The sequence below is a fragment of the Streptomyces sp. NPDC054932 genome (assembly GCF_053610205.1).
Window position 1 is genome coordinate 1 of sequence record NZ_JBSGXU010000080.1, and the last position, 18396, is coordinate 18396.

Annotated in this window: 16 protein-coding genes; 5 read left to right on the forward strand and 11 right to left on the reverse strand. The window is 73.6% G+C overall.

Annotation, left to right across the window (positions count from 1 at the left end):
• Both ACWGE1_RS21880 and ACWGE1_RS21885 read right to left on the reverse strand, forming a co-directional pair.
• A partial coding sequence (locus ACWGE1_RS21880; protein WP_453422155.1) for a phosphatase PAP2 family protein occupies window positions 1–707 on the reverse strand: 707 nt, incomplete at its 3' end.
• Between the two features lie 114 nt (window positions 708–821).
• On the reverse strand, window positions 822–1775 hold the full coding sequence (locus ACWGE1_RS21885; RefSeq protein WP_453422156.1) for an alpha/beta hydrolase fold domain-containing protein: 954 nt from the start codon (window positions 1773–1775) through the stop codon (window positions 822–824).
• A 230-nt stretch (window positions 1776–2005) separates the two neighbouring features.
• Here ACWGE1_RS21885 and ACWGE1_RS21890 point away from each other — a divergent pair, with 230 nt between their 5' ends.
• Entirely contained in the window at window positions 2006–2452 is a 447-nt protein-coding gene (locus ACWGE1_RS21890) for an ATP-binding protein (RefSeq protein ID WP_453422157.1), read from the forward strand.
• Between the two features lie 184 nt (window positions 2453–2636).
• Here the strand turns inward: ACWGE1_RS21890 and ACWGE1_RS21895 are convergent, their stop codons facing one another.
• From ACWGE1_RS21895 to ACWGE1_RS21915, 5 genes are read right to left on the reverse strand one after another with little or no spacing between them, the layout of a single operon-like run.
• Window positions 2637–3050: a hypothetical protein gene (locus ACWGE1_RS21895; protein ID WP_453422158.1), complete on the reverse strand. Its 414-nt coding sequence runs from the start codon at window positions 3048–3050 to the stop codon at window positions 2637–2639.
• Window positions 3051–3101: 51 nt separating this feature from the next.
• Window positions 3102–4157: a zinc-binding dehydrogenase gene (locus ACWGE1_RS21900; RefSeq protein WP_453422159.1), complete on the reverse strand. Its 1056-nt coding sequence runs from the start codon at window positions 4155–4157 to the stop codon at window positions 3102–3104.
• Window positions 4158–4197: 40 nt separating this feature from the next.
• Window positions 4198–5052 (reverse strand): DMT family transporter, encoded by an 855-nt coding sequence (locus ACWGE1_RS21905; protein ID WP_453422160.1) that lies wholly within the window; start codon window positions 5050–5052, stop codon window positions 4198–4200.
• A 57-nt stretch (window positions 5053–5109) separates the two neighbouring features.
• Entirely contained in the window at window positions 5110–5961 is an 852-nt protein-coding gene (locus ACWGE1_RS21910) for an ATP-grasp domain-containing protein (RefSeq protein ID WP_453422161.1), read from the reverse strand.
• On the reverse strand, window positions 5958–6863 hold the full coding sequence (locus ACWGE1_RS21915) for an ATP-grasp domain-containing protein (protein ID WP_453422162.1): 906 nt from the start codon (window positions 6861–6863) through the stop codon (window positions 5958–5960). Before ACWGE1_RS21915 ends, ACWGE1_RS21910 begins: the two co-directional genes overlap by 4 nt.
• Window positions 6864–7206: 343 nt before the next feature.
• On the opposite strand from ACWGE1_RS21915, the gene ACWGE1_RS21920 reads away from it, so the two are divergent.
• Window positions 7207–7938: a DUF7873 family protein gene (locus ACWGE1_RS21920; protein WP_329105728.1), complete on the forward strand. Its 732-nt coding sequence runs from the start codon at window positions 7207–7209 to the stop codon at window positions 7936–7938.
• Between the two features lie 420 nt (window positions 7939–8358).
• Here ACWGE1_RS21920 and ACWGE1_RS21925 read toward each other — a convergent pair whose 3' ends face one another.
• From ACWGE1_RS21925 to ACWGE1_RS21940, 4 genes are all read right to left on the reverse strand, one after another.
• Window positions 8359–9084, reverse strand: a complete 726-nt coding sequence (locus ACWGE1_RS21925; protein ID WP_453422163.1) for a zf-HC2 domain-containing protein — start codon at window positions 9082–9084, stop codon at window positions 8359–8361.
• On the reverse strand, window positions 9081–9692 hold the full coding sequence (locus ACWGE1_RS21930) for a sigma-70 family RNA polymerase sigma factor (RefSeq protein WP_327260733.1): 612 nt from the start codon (window positions 9690–9692) through the stop codon (window positions 9081–9083). Before ACWGE1_RS21930 ends, ACWGE1_RS21925 begins: the two co-directional genes overlap by 4 nt.
• 83 nt (window positions 9693–9775) lie before the next feature.
• On the reverse strand, window positions 9776–10774 hold the full coding sequence (locus ACWGE1_RS21935; protein ID WP_453422164.1) for a DUF1996 domain-containing protein: 999 nt from the start codon (window positions 10772–10774) through the stop codon (window positions 9776–9778).
• A 100-nt stretch (window positions 10775–10874) separates the two neighbouring features.
• Window positions 10875–12065, reverse strand: a complete 1191-nt coding sequence (locus ACWGE1_RS21940) for a DNA gyrase subunit B (protein ID WP_453422165.1) — start codon at window positions 12063–12065, stop codon at window positions 10875–10877.
• A gap of 385 nt (window positions 12066–12450) precedes the next feature.
• On the opposite strand from ACWGE1_RS21940, the gene ACWGE1_RS21945 reads away from it, so the two are divergent.
• The 3 genes from ACWGE1_RS21945 to ACWGE1_RS21955 all read left to right on the forward strand — a co-directional run bounded on the left by ACWGE1_RS21945 (window position 12451) and on the right by ACWGE1_RS21955 (window position 18390).
• On the forward strand, window positions 12451–13203 hold the full coding sequence (locus ACWGE1_RS21945) for a DUF1838 family protein (RefSeq protein ID WP_453422166.1): 753 nt from the start codon (window positions 12451–12453) through the stop codon (window positions 13201–13203).
• 441 nt (window positions 13204–13644) lie between these two features.
• Window positions 13645–15408 carry a S8 family peptidase gene (locus ACWGE1_RS21950; protein WP_453422184.1) on the forward strand — a complete coding sequence of 588 codons (1764 nt, stop codon included), beginning with the start codon at window positions 13645–13647 and terminating at the stop codon, window positions 15406–15408.
• A 213-nt stretch (window positions 15409–15621) separates the two neighbouring features.
• On the forward strand, window positions 15622–18390 hold the full coding sequence (locus ACWGE1_RS21955; RefSeq protein WP_453422167.1) for an AAA family ATPase: 2769 nt from the start codon (window positions 15622–15624) through the stop codon (window positions 18388–18390).
• The last annotated feature ends 6 nt before the right edge of the window (window positions 18391–18396 follow it).

Sequence of the window (18396 nt, forward strand, 5' to 3'; positions counted from 1 at the left end):
AGCGCCGGCTGGAAGAGCCACCACGCCAGCAGTCCCACCCCCGCGCCCACCGCGGCCCCGGCCACGGTGTCGCTGAGCCAGTGCGCGTGCAGCCAGGTACGGCTCCACATCATGGCCAGCGCGAAGGCCGTGCCCCCGATCCACCACGCCCGCCGCCGGGCGGCCGGGACCAGCAGCACCCCGAGGACGACGACCAGGAGCGCCGCCGTGGCCGCGTGGCCGGACGGGAAGGAGCCGTGGTCGACGCGGACCAGCGGGTCGGCCGGGCGCGGCCGGTCCACCAGGTGCTTGAGGCCCTGGACGACCAGCATGTTGCCGCCGAGGTTGGCGGCGAGCAGGAACCCGGCCGAGACCCAGCGCCGCCGGACGAGCAGCAGGACCAGCAGGGAGAGCGGGAGGAGGGCGCCGACCGGCCCGCCGAACAGGTCCAGGGTCATGGCGGCGGCCCGGTACGCCCCGTCGTGGGGGCCGCCCATCCGGACCAGCCAGCGGTCGTCCAGCCCCTGGAAGGGCGGCTGCGCCACGTCGGAGCGGACGACGAGGGCCGTCAGTACGGCGGCCCCCAGGAGCAGGAGACCCGCTCCGAGGACACCGCGGCTGCGCTGCGCCGCGGACCCGGCGCGGCGGTCGCCTCCACCGGAGCGGTGCGGCGGGCGGGGTCTGTGGGGTCTGTCGTGCGGGGTGGCGGTGGTCGGATTGCCGGACATGGCTGCCTCTCGTGACCGCGGCGGGGTGACGCGGCCGGGTGTGCTCAGAAGGGAATGCGGGGGCGCGGCCGCGGCCGCGCCCCCGTGGGGATCAGGAACGCGGAACCGGCGCCGTCAGGCCCCCGCGCCGAGGTGCCGGGCCAGGAAGGCCACGCTCTCCTCGACGATCGCGGGGATGTCCGGGGAGCCGAGGAAGATGTGGTCCGCACCCTCCACGGGCTGCAGGGTGACCTCGCCCCCGGCGCTCGTCAGGACTGCGGCGAGGGCCTCGCTCTGGCTGTACGGGACCAGACCGTCCCGGGTTCCGTGCACCAGCAGGAACGGCGGCGGATTCGAACCCCCTGCGTACGTCACCGGGCTCGCGGCCCGCGCCAGGTCCGGCCGCTCGGCCACGGTGGCGCCGAGCAGGGCCTCGTAGGGGTCGGGGAACTCCGTGGCGGAGGGCATGGGCGGCATGGGGTGCTCGGCGAGGGTGACGAGGTCGCTGACGCCGTACCAGTCGACGACCGCGCGGACCCCGGTCTCGCCGGAGCCGACGCCCTCGGTGCCCTCGAGCGCCGCGCCCTGCGGGCTGTCGGGGCCGACCAGGCCGGTGAGGGCGGCCAGGTGACCGCCCGCGGACTCGCCCCAGACGCCGATCCGGTCCGGGTCGATGCCCAGGGTGTCGGCGAAGGTGCGGACGTAGCGGACGGCTGCCTTCGCGTCGTGCAGCTGGGCCGGGAAGGGCGCTTCGAGGCTGTGCCGGTAGTCGATGGAGACGAGCGCGAGCCCGGCCGCGAGCACCGCCCCGTGCAGCAGGGCGGCGGGCACGGTCGGCGGCGGATAGCGGCGGTCTCCGTCCAGCCAGCCGCCGCCGTGGATCCAGACGACGGCGGGGAACGGGCCTTCACCGGCGGGTACCTGGACGTCGAGCAGCCGGGGTCGGTATCCGGGCGTGGTCGCGTAGGTGATCCCGTCGAAGCGGTGTACGCCGTCCGCGCCCGTCACGGGCGGTACGGGGGACCGGTACGGCGGGGGTGGCCAGGTCATGTCGGCGATGTCGATCCCGGCCGGAGGAGATTGCGTCATTGCGGCCCTTCCAGATTCGGCGGCGCCCCGGTGGGGCGGGTGCAGGCTTCGGGGCGTTTGCCCGAAATGCTTGCGCGAGTCACCGGGGGAGGCGTAGCGTGTTACACGTGTAATCACGGACTCTAGCGACGCATTTCCGCTGACCACAAGCCCGGGGGCGATCCGGATTCTGGATCAGTTACACGAGCTGCTCAGTGGCTGCGCCGCCCTTCCCCCTTCGGGAGCACGTCATGCTCACCACCGCCGACACCTCCGCCGCCCCCGTGGTCCGAAGCTTCGCCCACTGGGTCGCGGACCCCACTGCCGCGAGCGTTCCGCAGGTCAGGTCCCGTGTGCGTGCCGTGCTCGACGACTGGCGGGTCGTCGGAGAGGTGGCCGATGCCCTGCTGCTCGCCGTCAGTGAACTCGTCGCCAACGTCGTCCGGCACGCGGGCGGTGGCGCCGGGCGGATGCGGGTGGCCGTGGCGGCCGGCGGGGGCTGGGTCCGGCTGGAGGTCGCCGACCGGGGGCCCGGTCTGCCGCGACTGCCCGCTCCCCGGGCCGAGGCCGATCCGGAGTCCGAGTGCGGGCGCGGGCTGCTGATGGTGCAGCTGCTGACGGCCGAACTGGGCGGTGAACTCTCCGTGGTCGCGGACGGGTTCGGCAAGTCCGTCCGTGTGCGCGTCCCCGTGTCCTGAGGCGCCCGAAGCGCTTCGACCCACCGGAGCCGGACCACCCGGACCGGCGCGATCGCGCCCGGCGCCCGCTCGACGACGCCGCCTGGCACTGGACCTGGCCGCGGTGGGCCCGGGGGCGGGCCACCCTGCTGTCGGACACGTACGCGCGGACACCGCCGACCGGGCGGGCCCGGTCGGCGGCGGGTCACCGCATGGGCGGCGGCACCGTGTAGTTCGGGATCGACGGGTCCTTCGGGTCGAAGGGCGTCGGCTTCCAGCTCGCCGGCGGCGGACGGTCCGGCGCCGGCGGCGGGTTGGGGCCGCGGTTGGGGTTCTGCGGGATCTCCGACGGGCCCGCAGGGGTCCGCTTCGGCGCCGGTCCGCCGGTCGCCGAGGGTCTCGGCTCCGCGGTGGGAGTCCCGGCCGGGGCGGACGGCTGCGCGGTTGCCGACTCGGAGGGGGAGGGGGCCGGCGGGGCGGTCGCCGGGGTGGAGTCCGGGGTCGGAGCGCCCGGCTTCCCGGCGTCCGTTCCGTCCGCGCCGCCGGAGCAGCCGACCAGCATCAGGGCGCCCGCCAGCGCCACGCTCACGGCGCCCGCCACTCGGTTCCCGGAACCCATGCCCACCGCCTTTCCCGCACGGCCCGTCCGTTCGGGTCGGGCGATCGTAGCTCAGCCGCGCGTCGCCGCTCCCGGCAGGATGATCGTGATCCCGGCCCCCGTGGCCGTGCCCATCGCGGCCAGCGCCGCCGGGGCCGCGTCGAGCGGGATCGTCGAGGTGACCAGCAGGTCCGGGCGCAACACCCCGCCCCGGACCAGTTCCATCATCGGCGGGTACGCGTGCGCCGCCATCCCGTGGCTCCCGAGGATCTCCAGCTCCCGGCCGATCACCCGGTCCATAGGCAGGACGGCGGCGCCCGCCGCCGCGGGCAGCAGCCCCACCTGTACGTGCCGCCCCCGACGGCGTAGCCCGGCCACCGAGGCCGCGGCCGTGGCCGGTGATCCCAGCGCGTCGAGCGAGAGGTGCGCGCCCCCGCCGGTCAACTCCCGGACCGCCTGTGCGGTGTCGGCGCCGCCGCGGGCGTCCACGCAGTGCACGGCGCCGAACCTCCGGGCCAGCTCCAGTGCCCCCGGCGCCGTGTCCACGGCGACCACCCGGGCCCCGGCCGCCGCCGCGATCATCACGGCGGAGAGCCCCACGCCACCGCAGCCGTGGACGCACACCCACTCGCCCGCCGCCGCCCGGCCCTGCGCCACCACCGCCCGGAACGCCGTCGCGAAGCGGCACCCGAGACCGGCCGCCGTCGCGTAGGAGAGCTCCTCGGGCACGGCCACCAGATTCACATCGGCGTGGTCCAGGGCCACGTACTCGGCGAAGGACCCCCAGTGCGTGAATCCGGGCTGCGTCTGCCGTGCGCACACCTGGTGGTCGCCGGCCGCGCAGTCGGGGCAGTTGCCGCAGGCGCAGACGAACGGCGCCGTGACCCGGTCGCCGACCCGCCAGTTCGCGACTCCGGCCCCCACGGCCTCGACCACACCGGCGAGTTCGTGCCCCGGGACGTGCGGCAGCACGATGTCCGGATCATGCCCCATCCAGCCGTGCCAGTCGCTGCGGCACAGCCCGGTGGCCTCCACCCGCACCACCACCCCGCCCACCGGCGGACCCGGTTCCGGCACGTCCCTGACCTCGGCCCGCTCGCCGTACCGCTCGAAGACCACCGCCCGCATGGTTCCCGCCCTCCGATCGACTGCCCGGCACGCTACCGTCTCAGGGCGCGCCGTCCCCGGCCCGGGCCAGGGCCAGTACTCCCGTGCAGATCAGGGCCACGCCCAGCAGCTGGGGGAGCAGCCACCAGCCCGACCGCAGGTGTTCCTCGTAGAGGATCACGCCCAGCGCGATGCTGATGCTCGCGTCGCCGAGCGTCAGCGCCGGCTGCGAGGCGACCAGCGGCCCGCCCTGCATCGCGTGTTCGAGCAGCAGCAGGGCGCAGATGCCGCTCGCGCCGAAGGCGTACGTCTCCCAGGTGGTCAGGAACGCGCCGATGCCGTGGTCGTCGAGGACGTGCACCGCGGACTTCATCAGGGCGGCGGTCAGCGCGTAGCAGACGGCCGTGGCGGCCCCGAGGCAGACGGCCCGCGAACGGCCGGGCGGACGGCGCAGTCCCGCCACGGCGAGCAGTGCGACGACCACCGCGCAGGCGGTTAGCGCGACCACCCACCGCTCGGTCGGCACGTCCGTACGGTTGCCCGCGGGCGAGGCGGCCACCAACGCGATCCCGAGCCCCGCCACCACCCCGGCCACGGCCAGCCACAGCGCCCCCGGCAGCCGCTGCCGCGTCACCAGCGAGGCGATCAGCAGCGCGAGCGGCAGCTCCAGCACGAACAGCGGCTGTACGAGCGCCAGCGCGCCGGTGGCGAGCGCGAGGGCCTGTCCGGCGCCCGCGGCGATCACGGCGAGGATGCCGCCGATCCACAGCGGCCGCCGCAGCAGATCGAGGACCAGGCCGAAGCGGAAGCCGTCGCTCTGCGGCACGGTGAGCGCGGCACGCCGCTGGAGCACGGTGGCGAGCGCGTTGCTGAACGCCGCGAACAGCGCGAAGAGGACCGGCAGGACGACGCCCATGCCCCGATCCTCACGGCGCCCGCCGCCCGTCCGCGGCGCGACACCGGGCCGGGGCGCTCAGGTCCCGTGCATTCCCCCGTCCGGACCTGCCCGTCCGACGCGGGGGAGCGCCCTGTCGCCCTCCGCGGCCCGGCGCAGTGACAGTGCCGCGAGGGCCTCCGGGGCGCCGGCCTGCCCCCGGATGCCGGGGAAGGCGTTGATGTCCACGATCAGCGGTGTGCCACCGCCGGTGTCGATGATGTCCACGCCGTAGACGTCGAGCGCGAACACCGAGCCCACCTCGCGCACCAGACCGGCCCACCCGGAGGGCAGTTCGGCCACCGGCAGGGGCCGGGTCGGGCCGCGGCCCCCGGGGGAGAGCTCGGAGCGGCGCAGGGCCGAGAAGACCTCGTCCCCTATCGCCCACAGCTTGTGGTCCCAGCCGCTGTTGGGCGCGTACTCCTGCACCACGACCGGCTCGTGCGGCCACTCCCGTGCCAACTCCCGCAGGCGCGCGTCGTCGTCGACGCGGGCGACCAGGTCGCCCCGGCGGCTGCGCCGGCTCTTGAGGACCACGGGGCGATCCAGCCGGGCCCCGGCCGCCCAGGCCGAGAGGGAGGCGTGGGTACGGGTCGCGGCGAAGGGCAGGCCGGCCCGCAGGGCGAGCTCCGCCATCTCCGTACGGTCCTGGCACAGCGCGGTGGCCGCAGCGGAGTTCAGCACCGGCGCCCCCCGCCGCTCCAGGTACCGGGCGAGCCCCAGCGCGTGCGGCGTCCGCGACTTCAGCAGGTACACGTCGGCCAGTGGCAGCGGCACGTCCCCGAGGGTGACCGGATCGAGGGCCTCGACCGTGTGCTCCGGGGCCAGCAGCGCGGTGGTGTCGGCCAGCAGCGGATGCCCGGGCTCCGGGGTGATCAGGCCGATCTTCATGCGCCGTCGCTCCCCACGGCCGAGACCTGCGCCGGGATCGACAGGGGCAGCACGTACGCCGGCGGGGCGGGCGCGGGAGGCTGCGAGGAACCGCCCGCCCGGGCCAGGTCCAGGACAGCCCGGGCTACCCGGGCCGCCGCGTCCGGCACCTGACGGAAGCTCGGGAAGTCGTTCACGTCGACGACGACCGGCCCGTCCGGGCCCAGCAGGACGTCCACCCCGTACAGGTCCAGCCCGTAGACCGCACCCACCTGGGCGGCGATCGCCGCCACCTCGGCCGTCAGTGGCACCCGGCGCTCCCGTACCGAGGGGTCCGGGTGCAGCGGTGAGCACCGCTCGGTCGCGAACAGCTCCCCGCCGACCCCGTACACCTTGATGTCCGTACCGGAGTTGGGCACGTACGGCTGGGCGATGAGCAGGCCCTCGCCCCTGAGGACGGGCAGCAGCGACTCCAGCCGCTCCGGCGAGGACACCAGGTGCACGGCCCGCCCGGAGCTGCCGTCGGCGGGCTTGACGACGAGCGGGTACTCGGCCGCCGGGATCTCCCTGAGCAGCTCGGGGCACGCCACCGCGTACGTCGGCGGCAGCGGGAGCCCCCGGCCGCGCCCGATGGCGGCGGCCAGCGCCTTGTCCCGTACGCCCCGGATCGACCGGGCGTCGTTGACGGTGGTCGTCCCGGCCGCGGCCGCGGCCTCGAGCAGGGTCAGACCCGGGCCGCCGGACACCGTCTTGAGGACCCAGGCGTCGTGCGCGCCCGCGTCCACCACCTCGGTCATGCGCAGCAGCGAGCCGCCCGGCCGCACCACGTCCACCTGGTGCCCCCACGCGGTCAGCTGCCGGATCACCTCGTTCGGCATGCCGTCGTGGCGGTAGTGCTCCTCCACCAGGAAGCAGAGCCTCATCGACCTTCCCCATATTCCCCGGACGTCCGCCGATACCGTCCGGCGAGTTGTGACGTCACAGGATGTCATGGACCGCAATGTGATGATCGGTCCGCGTGTGGGCTTCCTTGCTGCACCGCCCACCACGGCCGTTCGGGGGTGGACCGGGGCACGGTCGGTCGGTGGACGGGGCGGCCGAGGCTGCTCGGCCACGAAGACGAGAGGGTGCGACGAGAGGTTCCGCAGCGCGCCGTTCTGCCGCAGGAGACGATCGGGGCGGTTCCGGGCCACCCGAACCGCATGTCCGGCCGGAGTGCCGGAAATCCCGGTGAATGATCGGACAATCGGCTGCTAGGTTGATCACGTGCCGAAGCTGAATCAGATCATCGCAGTGGAAAAGGGCGTCAAGTCCAAGTCCCTCCAGGAGCTCACCCAGGCTCACCACGACGTCCAGAAGCCCGCCCTGCTGGCCGGTATCTCCCGGACCTACCAGCCCAAGGACGAGGAGGGCGAGCAGCTGCCGCCCGAGTCCACCCGGGTGCAGGTCAAGGCCGAGGACGTGCTGCGGGCGACCGCCGGGACCCTGACGCGACTGTTCGACGTGACGGCGACCAAGGACTGGGCCAACCGCACCGCGGCCGCCGATGTCGTCGTGGACGGAACGGTCCTGCTGGCGCAGGTGCCCGTGCCGTACCTGCTCTTCCTGGAGAAGCAGCTCACGGACATGCACACCTTCGTCCGCAAGCTGCCGGTGCTGGACGCCTCCGAGTCCTGGAACCTGGACCCGTCCACGGACTCCTGGAAGACGGACGCGGTGCGCACCATCCGCACCAAGAAGGTGCCGCGCAACCACGTGAAGGCCGAGGCCACCGAGAAGCACCCGGCGCAGGTCGAGGTGTACTACGAGGACGTTCCGGTCGGGTACTGGACGACCGTGAAGTTCTCCGGTGCGCTGCCCGCCCGGCGGGTCAACGAGCTGATCGACCGCGTGGAGAAGCTCCAGCAGGCCGTCAAGTTCGCCCGCGAGGAGGCCAACAGCGCCGAGGTCACCGACCAGCGGGTCGGCGACGCGGTGTTCGGCTACCTGTTCAGGTAGCCCACAGAACCCCTCCCGTATGTCTGCGGGAGGTGCGCGAGAGCGCAAGCTGAAACTGATGTTGAAGCTGAACGAGGGTGTCAGTTGGGGGTTCGAATCCCTCCCCCGGCATTACGCGCCGGGGTGGCCCAAGCCGGTAGAGGCGGCCCTTCAAACTCAGATTATCGCTCCAGTCTCAGTATTCGCCGCCGAACACCGGATCGACCGAGCGTGGACGATCATCGATGGATAGGGGTTCAAGTCCCCTCTGTGCCTCTCCTCGTGGCGCGGTAGTTCAAAGGTAGAACACGTCGATCTAAGAATGATCCGCGACTCTTAAACGTGCCGGTGTGCGCAATTGGGTGGCACACAGGAGCCCGGGAGCTGGATATGCTCCCGGGCTCCGTCACGTTCCGGACCGGCCTCGGGCCGGCCCTTTGGTCACACCGGTACGGACACGAACGCCCGGCCCGACTCGTTCTCGACCATGATCGCCCTGACGTCCGAGGGGTCCACGGCCGCCGAACCCTCCAGCGCCGCGCCCTTGCCCTCGCCCTTCTCCTGGCTGCCCACGACCCAGCTGCCGGCCGTGGTGCGCGTACCGTTCTTGGAGACCACGATCAGCCGGCACCGCTCGCCCGGCGGCACTCCCGTGACCGCGGCGCGCAGCCGCACCCACTTCGTGGCGGGCGTCATCTGTACGGTCATCCGCGCACCCGTGCCCTGATCGGTCGCGGCGAGCGTCTTCGTACCGGCCGGTGGCGGCGAAGGGTCCGCCGTGGCCGTCGGGGACGGCGGCGCCGGCAGCGCGACGGCTCCCGAATCACCCGTACCCAGCTGGGTGCCGGCCCAGAACACGGCGGCCAGCGAGGCCGCCACGGCCAGGCCCGTGAGCCCCGCGCGCCGGCGCAGGTCACCGGAGCGTTCGCCGCGCATCTGCCGCAGGGTGCGCTGGAGCAGCAGGTCACCGCCCTGCGGTGGACCGTCGAGGAACGCCTCATCGGGCACCTCACCCAGTGCCGCCTCCATCTCGCGCAACGCGGCCACCTCCTCCCGGCACTGCACGCACCCGCTCGTGTGTTCCTCGACCCGGCGGATCTCCCAGTCGTCCAGGACGCCGAGAACGTATGGGCCGAGCAGTTCCTCCTCGTGCCGCTGCCGGTTCATGCCACCACCTCACGCAGTCCGGCGGGCTGCTGGGGCGGCCTGCCCGATCGCTTTCCTTCTCTGGGACCGCTGTCCCTGAATCCGTCGCTCTTGAAGACGTCGCGCAGCGCCTTGAGGGCGTAGTGCGAACGCGATTTGACCGTACCCGCCGGGATGCCGAGGCTGTCGGCCGCCTCCGCGACGCTGAGCTGGCGGTAGTACAACTCCTTCAGCACGTCCCGGTGTTCCGGCGACAGCTGATCGAGGGCCCCCAGGACCGTCATGCTGTCGACCACGGAGTCGGCGTGGTCCGCCTCCACCGGGGGAGCGGACGAGGCCCCGGAGACCTCCGGCGGCCGGGCGGCCCTGGCCCGGTAGCGGTCCGTGATGATGTTGCGGGCCACCGTGAGCAGCCAGCCGCGCACGGAGCCCTTTCCGTTGACCAGCACCTCGGAGTGCCGCCAGGCCCGGATGAGTGTCTCCTGGACGACGTCCTCGGCGGCGGCCCGGTCTCCGGTCAGCCGCGTGGCGTACGCGAGCAGGGCGTGGCCGTGCTCCTCGTACACCGACTTGATCAGTGCCTCATCGGTCGAGCCCCGCCGAGTGCGGGGCCACAGTGGTCCGGCCATCTCACCCTCTCCGTCTTCCTCGCATATGTGGTGCGGTCGGAACACGCCACCCGGACGGATTCGGTTCACGTGACCTGCGTCACTCAGGTCCGGCAGGCGCGGCCCTCGTTGATGCAGTCGACGACCGCGTCCATCTGACGCACGGTCATCGCGTTCACGAACATCGCGTGATCCGTCTTCGGGCTGTGCCGCTGCTCGGGGAAGGAGTCGATCGCCACGTCCAGCCCCGGGGGGACCTCGTAGGCGAGGGAGACGCGCAGTTCGGGCACCGGGAAGGTGTCCTTCGGGCAGACGCCGTTCCCGGCCGGGAAGCGCAGGTGCGAGCGGTGCGTGGCGCCGATGGTGTCGAGGCCGTTCCAGCAGCTCGGAAAGACCAGGGTGCGGGTGACGCGCTCGCCCGCGGGGCAGCGCGGATAGCGCGTGGTGGCCCGGTCCGGGGAGCCGGAACACCCCCACCGGGCACGGACGTCGGCCTCGCTGTCCGCCGTGTGCGCGACGGCGTCGCCGGTCATCCCGCGCAGGAAGCGCGGCATCGGCACGACCCGGCTCACGGGGTTGCCCCGGAACTCCACCAGGACCGAGGCCTCCGGCACGATCTCGCCGACGTTCCCGTGCCCCGCCGAACCCTCGTGCGGGCGCGTGCCCGGCCGGTCGGGGCGCCGCAGGACGGGCCAGTAGTACGTGGACCGGTCACCGCCCCGACAGCTCGTGGCGGCCGCGTCGAGCGAGGCGTCGGTGGACATCGCGTTCGTGGAGAGGTTCCCGACGTAGGCGTGGGTGTGATGGGCTCCGGACGGCAGACCGGGCGACACCACCAGGTTGTCCTCGTTGTAGTGGCCCTGCTCGTTGCGGCCGCACTCCACCACCACCGAGCCGGACGATCCCTCGGCGCCCGGGGCGGGAGCGGCCGCCGGGACGCGTGGGACGTCACGTATGTCCACGTAGTCGGACGGCACCGGCCGCCCGGCCGCCGCCCCTGCGTGCGGGCCGGCGGTCCGCGCTGCCTGCAGTACCGCTGCGATCAGCCCGCCGCCCAGGACCAGGCAGATGACGAGCGTGAGCAGTCGGCGTTCTTTCCCCATGCCGGTCACGGTTGCCGCTGGCGGCCCCGCCGTCAACTGGGGATCCGTATGACGGTCACCGCCCCCGCCGTTCGTGCGTTCCGTGGTGCGCCGGCGCCGCTCAGCAGTGGTCGTCGCGGTGGACGATCCGGTTGATCAGGTACCGGGCCTGCTCCGGGTGTTCCTCCAGCCACGTGCCGAGTCGCTCCAGGACGGCCTCCCCGACACAGGTGCGCACGATGGCGCCGCCCAGTTCGCCCCGTACGGCGCCGACGAACTCGGGGCGGTCCAGCCTGACCGACACGACGGCCGTGAGGCCCTCGCCGACGCGGTCGGCGCCGAGCTCGGGGACCGCCGCCGTCAGCAGCCCCTGCTTTCGTGCGTACGCGTCCACCGCATCCGCCACCCCCTCCCGCAGACCCGCCTCGTGGGCGCCGCCGTGGATGGTGGCCGTGCTGTTGGCGAAGCCCCGTATCCGCTCCCCGCGGGAGTTGCACCACCGCAGGGCGACCTCCATGGTTCCCTCCATCCGCGGATCCTCCTGCTCGAAGCCGAAGACGTCCGCGTGAAGGGGCATCGCCCGGGCGTCGAGGAAGGCGACGAAGTCCCGCAGGCCGCCCAGGAACCGGAACCGCACCGCCTGGGGTCCGCCCGCAGGGCGTTCGTCGGTCAGCGAGATGTCCAGGCCCGCATGGAGGAAGGCCAGTTGCATGAAGCGTTCCGCCAGCACGGCGAACGAGAACTGAGCCGTTCCGAAGATGCCGGCGTCGGGCAGGAAGCCGATGGTGGTCCCGGTTCCGGTGGCGGGTCCCGCCGTGGTGGGTGGGGTGACGGCGACGCCGCGCGCGTACTCCTGGACCCGGCGCACCCCGTCGCGCCGCACCTCGGCCGTCAAGCGGCTCGACAGGGCATTGGTGACGCAGGGGCCCACGCCGAGGGAACTCGTGATCACGGTGCTGCGGCCGCCGGGCTGTGCACCGGCGTACAGCTGGGTCAACAGGGCCTCGAGGCCGGGGCCGTCGGTGTTCCCGGCGGTCCCGGTGCTCCCGGCGGTCCCGGCGGTCTCGAACGGGACGCCCGGCCCGTCGTCGGTGACCCGCACCCCGCCGTCGGGGGTCAGGGTGACGCCGACGGACCCCGCGCGGCCGGCCAGGGACTCGTTCACCGCCCGCTCGACGACCTCGAGGACCAGGTGATGCAGGCCGCGTACGCCGGTCGTGCCGATGTACATTCCGGGCCGCTTGCGAATGGCCTCGACCCCCTCCAGCACCTCGATCCGGCTGGCGTCGTACGGGTTCGGTTCCTCACTCACGAAGTTCCCCTCCGATGGTGTGCGGCAGATGTCGCCAGCCTAGGTGAATCCGGGGAAAAGACCAGGTCGGAGCCGGTCCGGTGAGGGCGTGGGCGGGCGGGTGCGCGACCGCCGGGAACCGGTCGGCCCAGGTGGTGCGAACGGCGGGCGGAGGGCGCCGGGGGGCCTGCCGGGGCCCCCTGCGGCCCCCTTCCCGGCGGTCCTGAGGTGCCTGATCTCCTCCGCACCCCCACGGGCCGACCGGGACCGACCGGGGCCGGGCGGAACGGCGGTGACGGGTCGTCGGGCACGGGGAGCGGCTGCACCGGCCCGGTCGGCGCGCCATCCCCGGGTTGTCCGTGGGGTCGCTTGTCCGGGTGTGCGGGGACCGCGCAGAGTGGGGCGTATGACACCAGACCTGACGCCCGCCGAGCTCCTGCACGCATTCGCCCGTACCCGCGCCTCGCTCGACGGCGAGGAGGTCACCTACTGGTGGACCGGGGACGTCCACTCCTGGGCCCCGGGCGAGCCCTACCGGCGTCTCTTCGGCTTCGAGGGGCTCAACGTAGCGCGCCTCGTGGTGGACGAGGAACTCGGCGGCTACCGGCTTCTGTCCAGGGAAGCCGCGTTCTACCTGGATCCCGGCACCCGGGAGATCCTGGAGACCTGGCAGGACAAGCCGGTGGTCCACGTCTGGAACGATCCGGCCAACCAGAAGTGGCGGCCCTTCCCGGTCCCCGTGACGGAACTCGGCGACCGGATCTGCTTCAGCCTGGAGATCCCGCTGGCCTACCCCTCGCCCCTGCCCGTCGAGGAGTACCCGGCCCAGTCGGCCGACGACACCTACCGGGCACTGGAGCTCTTCCAGTTCTTCGCGCCCGCGAACGCCCTGACCACCGACGCGGTGAGCGTTCCCGCCACGATGTCCTGGACCCGGATGTCCCCGTGGCTGCCCTGGATGGAACAGGGGCAGCGCCCCGGCGGCCTCACCTTCCACTGCCGCGGCCGCAAGCTGGACTCGTACGCGCAGGTCCCGGAGCGCACCCGCGCCCACATCGCGGAGCACCGTCCTGAATTCGCCCACGCCCCGGAGAAGTGGAGCGAGCCCAACGAGACCAGCTGGACGTACTTCCGCAAGCTCTTCCCGCCTCGGCAGTAGCCTCCCGCCCCAGCGGGACCCCTGCCGCCCCCGCTCACCGGGGCGCCGAAAGTGCCTGGTCACCGCCCTGCCGAGGGACCCCCGGGGGGAGCCGCAGGGGGCGAGCAAGGGTTTTCCCCGTATCGGGTTCATCTCCGTGTTGCCTACTGTCTGCCCACCGGCGATCTTCCCCTGACCCTACGGCACACACGCCAACCCCACATGGCGTGAAGGCCGCACGGTCGGGGGGAGAGCCGGGACTGCCGTTGCCCGTGCCCCGCCGTTGCGGCTCGGGCAACGTGGCGCGCGGCGGCCGGGGCGAGTTCGACCACCTCACTCCCGGCCCCGCGGCCGCCGGAACCTCCCACACTGCACCGACCGGCCGCTCCGGCCTGCCCGGAAACGGCCCGCGAAAGGGAACTCGTGCACGCAACCAGACGTAGGCTCATATCCGTGGTGGCCATGTCCGTCACCCTGCTCGCCGGCTCCGCGACCGCCTCCGTGGCCCTGGCCACCGAGACCCCCGCCGCGGCCCCCGCCGCCACGGTCGCCCCCACCGCGCCTGTCGAGAACCTCATCGTCGGGTACAAGTCCTCGGCCACCGAGGCGAGCTCCAACACCGCGGCCGCCAATGACGCCGCGGCCAAGGGCAAGAAGGCCGGCAAGAAGGCGAAGTTCGACCGCCGCCTCGGCACCGGAGCCGCCCTGGTCAACCTCGGCGGTACCGTCGCCCCGTCCGCCGCGGCCGACGTGATGGCCCAGTTCCGCGCCGACCCGGACGTCGCCTACGTCGAGCCGGACACCCGCGCCTACGCCACGGCCGTGACCCCGAACGACACCGAGTACGCCAAGCAGTGGGACCTCTTCGAGCCCACCGCCGGCATGAACGTCCCGGCCGCCTGGGACAAGACCACCGGCTCCGGCGTCACCGTCGCCGTGATCGACACCGGCTACGTCGCCCACTCGGACGTCGCGCCGAACATCGTCGCCGGCTACGACTTCATCAGCACGGCCGCCTACGCCCGTGACGGCGGCGGCCGCGACAACAACCCCGCCGACGAGGGCGACTGGAACGCCACCGACGGCGAGTGCGGCGTCGGCTCCAAGGCGAGCAACTCGTCCTGGCACGGCACCCACGTCGCGGGCACCATCGCCGCGGCCACGAACAACTCCAAGGGTGTCGCCGGCATCGCCTACGGCTCGAAGATCCAGCCCGTCCGCGTGCTCGGCAAGTGCGGCGGCTCCACCTCGGACATCGTCGACGCCATCACCTGGGCCTCCGGCGGCTCCGTCGCCGGCGTGCCGGCCAACGCCACCCCGGCCAAGGTCATCAACATGAGCCTCGGCGGCCCGGGCGCCTGCGGCACCAGCTACCAGAACGCCATCAACGCCGCCGTCGCCCGCGGTACGACCGTCGTCGTCGCGGCCGGCAACAGCAACGCGGACGCGGCCAACTTCTCGCCCGCCAGCTGCAACAACGTGATCAACGTGGCGGCGAGCAACCGCGCCGGCGACCGTTCGTACTACTCGAACTACGGCGCGATCATCGACATCGCCGCCCCGGGCGGTGAGACCCGCCGCGCCACCGACACGCCCGGCACCGTCACCACCCCCGAGAACGCGATCCTCTCCACCCTGAACGTCGGCACCACCACCCCCGGTGCCGAGAACTACAAGCCCTACCAGGGCACCAGCATGGCCGCCCCGCACGTCGCGGGTCTCGCCGCCCTGCTGAAGTCGGCGAACACCGCGCTGACCCCGGCCCAGATCGAGTCGGCGATCAAGTCCAACGCCCGCACGCTCGCCGGTACCTGCACCGGTGGCTGCGGCGCCGGTCTCGCCGACGCGGCCGCGACCGTCGCCGCCGTGACCTCGACCCCGCCCACCACGGGCTTCGAGAACACCGCTGACGTCACCATCGCCGACAACAGCACCGTGGAGAGCCCGATCACCGTCACCGGGAAGACCGGGAACGCCCCGGCCGCCCTCAAGGTCGGCGTGAACATCGTGCACACCTACATCGGTGACCTCAAGGTCGACCTGATCGCCCCGGACGGCAGCATCTACAACCTGCACAACCGCACCGGCAGCGGCACCGACAACATCAACCAGGTCTACACCGTCAACGCCTCCTCCGAGGTCGCCAACGGCACCTGGAAGCTGCGCGTCAACGACAACGCCGGCGGCGACACCGGCAAGATCGACTCCTGGAACCTGACCTTCTGATCAGGCGCCAACTCGGTCTGACGACCAGATAGTACGGACCAACGCGAACCCGCGGACCTGCTGATACACCTCGTATCGGCAGGTCCGACGGGTTTTCCCGGCACGAGACTGATTTCTGCGTCACAATCCGTGTCCGCCCGCCATCCGACCTCGTATTGTCGCCTCTCACAGGAAGGGCACAGGAGCTGGGGATCGAGAGGCTGGTGGCTGTGCGTGGTGGCGGCGACGGGGCACGCTGACACAAGTGTCGGACACGGAGAACTGATCAAGGCGGTCGACCGCGCGCTGACCACGCACGGCCGGGCGCTCCTGACCGGACCGGCCGGCGCGGGCAAGACCGAGGTCGTGCGCGCCGTCACGGCCGCGGCCGAGGCGCGCCGCGAGACCGTACTGGGTCTGGCTCCCGAGGCGGCCGACCAATGGATACCCGAGGCGTCCGCCGCCGCGCTCCTCGCCTCCGTACCCTGCGGCGCCCTGGAACAGCTCTCCGGCCCCCAGCGCACCGCCATCGCCCTGCTGCGCCGCGAGGCCGACGCCCCCCGGGCCGGCCGCGACCACATCGCCCTGCGCCTGGCCGTCGTCGAGGTACTGCGTACGCTCGCCGCCCGCCAGCCCGTCCTGCTCGTCCTCGACAACGCCCAGTGGCTCGACGCCGAGAGCACCGACCTGCTCCGCTTCGCCCTGCGCCTCACCCCGCCCGGCGTACGGGTCCTGGTCGCCGAATGCGTCCAGGGCGGGGTCCCCGTCGGCGAGCCCCTGTGCGGTCCCGGCGTCCCCGCGATACGGGTACCCGCGCTGGGCGCCGACGAAGTCGCCGAACTCCTGGTCCGCCACGGCCTCCCGGCCCGCCTCGCCGGCCGCATCCACCAGGCCAGCGGCGGCAACCCGCGGCTCGCCCTCGCCCTCGGCCACTCCCTCGCCGAAGCCGCCGAGGCACGCGACGGCAGCGCCCACCACGCCGACACCCTGCCCGTCTCCGGACAGGCCCGCGAGGTGGCCCGCCGACTCCTGGCCGCGGCTCCCGCCCAGGCCCGCCGCACCCTGCTGCTCGCCGCCCTCGCCGCCCGCCCCACCATCTCCCTGCTGCGCCGGGCCGGCCGCCCCGATGCCGATGCCGAACTGGCCGAGGCGGAACGGGCCGCGCTGGTCAGGGTGGGCGAGGACGGCACTGTGGAGTTCACCGCGGGAGCCCTGCCCACCGCCCTCGCCGCCGACGCCGGCTGGCCCGAACGCTCCGCCGGGCACGCGGCCCTGGCCGCCGCCGTCGACGATCCGATCCAGGCCGTACGCCACCGCGCGCTGGCCGTCGACAGCCCCGACCAGTGGCTCGCCGCGGAGATCACCGAGGCCGCGGCCGCCTGCCGCCGCCGGGGCCAGCGCGCCCTCGCCGCCGAACTGGGTCTGCTCGCCGCCGAACGCACACCGTCCTGGCTCGCGGGCGAGGAACTGGCCCGCCTGGTCACGGCCGCCGAGGACGCCGGCTGGGCCGGCCGCGCCGACCTCGCCCGCCGCGCCACCCGGGCCGTCCTGGCGCGCGACGCCTCCCCGGCCGACCGGGTACGGGCCCGGCTCGCCGTGATCGACGCCGCCGGGCAGGCCCTCGGCGCCCACGACGAAACCATCGCCCACGCCATGGACGAGGCCGCGGGGGACCCCTCGCTCCAGGCCGCCGTCCAGCTGCGGATCGCCTGGAAGCACAACCTCAGCGACGGCGACCCCGTCCGCTCCCGCGACGCGGCCGCCCGCGCCGGGGCGCTCGCCGCGCTCGGCGGCGACCAGGTCGCCGAAGCCATGGCCCTGACCGTACGGGCCCGCATGGGCCGCATCCTCGGCGACCCGGGCGCCGAGGCGATCCTCGCCGAGGCCCTCGCCCTGCCCGCCCCCGAGGTGCCGCTCGGCATGCGCAACGCACCCCAGTACCTCGCCGTCCGGCACGCCCTCTTCGACGACGGCCTCGACGACGCCCGCCGCCAGCTGATGGTCCTGCTGCCCGCCGTCCAGCGCACCGGCTCCGCCGAGGACGTCTTCGAGGTCCTGCGCAGCCTCACCGAGGTGGAACTGCGCAGCGGCCGGTGCGAGGCCGCCGGCGCCCACGCCCGCCGGGCCCTGGAGCTCACGATCGAGGCGGGCCTGTCGCCCGGCCCCGCCTGGTACGTCGCCGCGATGGCAGAGGGCATGGGCGGCAGCTTCGTGCGGGCCGAGAGCTACGCCCGGCGCGGCATCCAGGCATCTCAGGAGGAGCAGGACCAGGTCTTCCTCTCCCGCAGCCTGCACGCGCTCGGCCTCGTCGAACTCGCCACGGGCGAGGCGGCGAAGGCGGTCGCCACCCTGCGCCGGGTCGCCGAACTGGAGGCCGCCCAACAGGTGGTGGACCCCTCGATCCTGCGCTGGCACGGGGAGCTCGCCGAGGCCCTGATCGCCGCGGACGCACCCGACGAGGCCGCCCGGCTGCTCGCCTCCGTCCGTACCGTCGCCGTCGGCCTCGGCCGGACCGGGGTCGTCGCCGCCCTCGACCGGGCCCGGGGGCTGTGCCTGTCCGCACAGGGCGACGCCGATGCGGCCGTGCACATGCTGGAAGCCACGGCCCAGCGCTTCGTCGCGCTGCGACTGCCGCTGGAACGCGGCCGCACGCTGCTCGCCCTCGCCCGGGTGGAGCGCCGCCGACGCCGGCGGGCGCCGGCCCGCGCGGCGCTGCGGGCCGCGGCCGAGGTGTTCGACCGGGCCGGGGCCGTCCCCTGGGCGGAGCTCGCCGGGGAACCGGCTCCCGGCGACGGCGCCGGTGCGCAGGTGGCGGCGGCCGCGGCCCTGACCGAGGCCGAGTCCCGGCTCGCGCTGCTGGTCAGCCAGGGCGCCAGCAACCAGGAGGCCGCGGCGAAGCTGTTCCTCAGCGTCAAGACGGTGGAGTCGCGGCTGACCCGCATCTACCAGAAGCTCGACGTCCGGTCACGGGCCCAGCTGGCCACCGCGCTGCGCACGCGGTGACCGCAC

What these genes read in the sequence shown, in the direction of transcription:
- ACWGE1_RS21885 (WP_453422156.1), bottom strand. Translation starts at nt 1,775, where the DNA reads ATGACGCAATCTCCTCCGGCCGGGATCGACATCGCCGACATGACCTGG.
- ACWGE1_RS21890 (WP_453422157.1), top strand. Translation starts at nt 2,006, where the DNA reads ATGCTCACCACCGCCGACACCTCCGCCGCCCCCGTGGTCCGAAGCTTC.
- ACWGE1_RS21895 (WP_453422158.1), bottom strand. Translation starts at nt 3,050, where the DNA reads ATGGGTTCCGGGAACCGAGTGGCGGGCGCCGTGAGCGTGGCGCTGGCG.
- ACWGE1_RS21900 (WP_453422159.1), bottom strand. Translation starts at nt 4,157, where the DNA reads ATGCGGGCGGTGGTCTTCGAGCGGTACGGCGAGCGGGCCGAGGTCAGG.
- ACWGE1_RS21905 (WP_453422160.1), bottom strand. Translation starts at nt 5,052, where the DNA reads ATGGGCGTCGTCCTGCCGGTCCTCTTCGCGCTGTTCGCGGCGTTCAGC.
- ACWGE1_RS21910 (WP_453422161.1), bottom strand. Translation starts at nt 5,961, where the DNA reads ATGAAGATCGGCCTGATCACCCCGGAGCCCGGGCATCCGCTGCTGGCC.
- ACWGE1_RS21915 (WP_453422162.1), bottom strand. Translation starts at nt 6,863, where the DNA reads ATGAGGCTCTGCTTCCTGGTGGAGGAGCACTACCGCCACGACGGCATG.
- ACWGE1_RS21925 (WP_453422163.1), bottom strand. Translation starts at nt 9,084, where the DNA reads ATGAACCGGCAGCGGCACGAGGAGGAACTGCTCGGCCCATACGTTCTC.
- ACWGE1_RS21930 (WP_327260733.1), bottom strand. Translation starts at nt 9,692, where the DNA reads ATGGCCGGACCACTGTGGCCCCGCACTCGGCGGGGCTCGACCGATGAG.
- ACWGE1_RS21935 (WP_453422164.1), bottom strand. Translation starts at nt 10,774, where the DNA reads ATGGGGAAAGAACGCCGACTGCTCACGCTCGTCATCTGCCTGGTCCTG.
- ACWGE1_RS21945 (WP_453422166.1), top strand. Translation starts at nt 12,451, where the DNA reads ATGACACCAGACCTGACGCCCGCCGAGCTCCTGCACGCATTCGCCCGT.
- ACWGE1_RS21950 (WP_453422184.1), top strand. Translation starts at nt 13,645, where the DNA reads ATGTCCGTCACCCTGCTCGCCGGCTCCGCGACCGCCTCCGTGGCCCTG.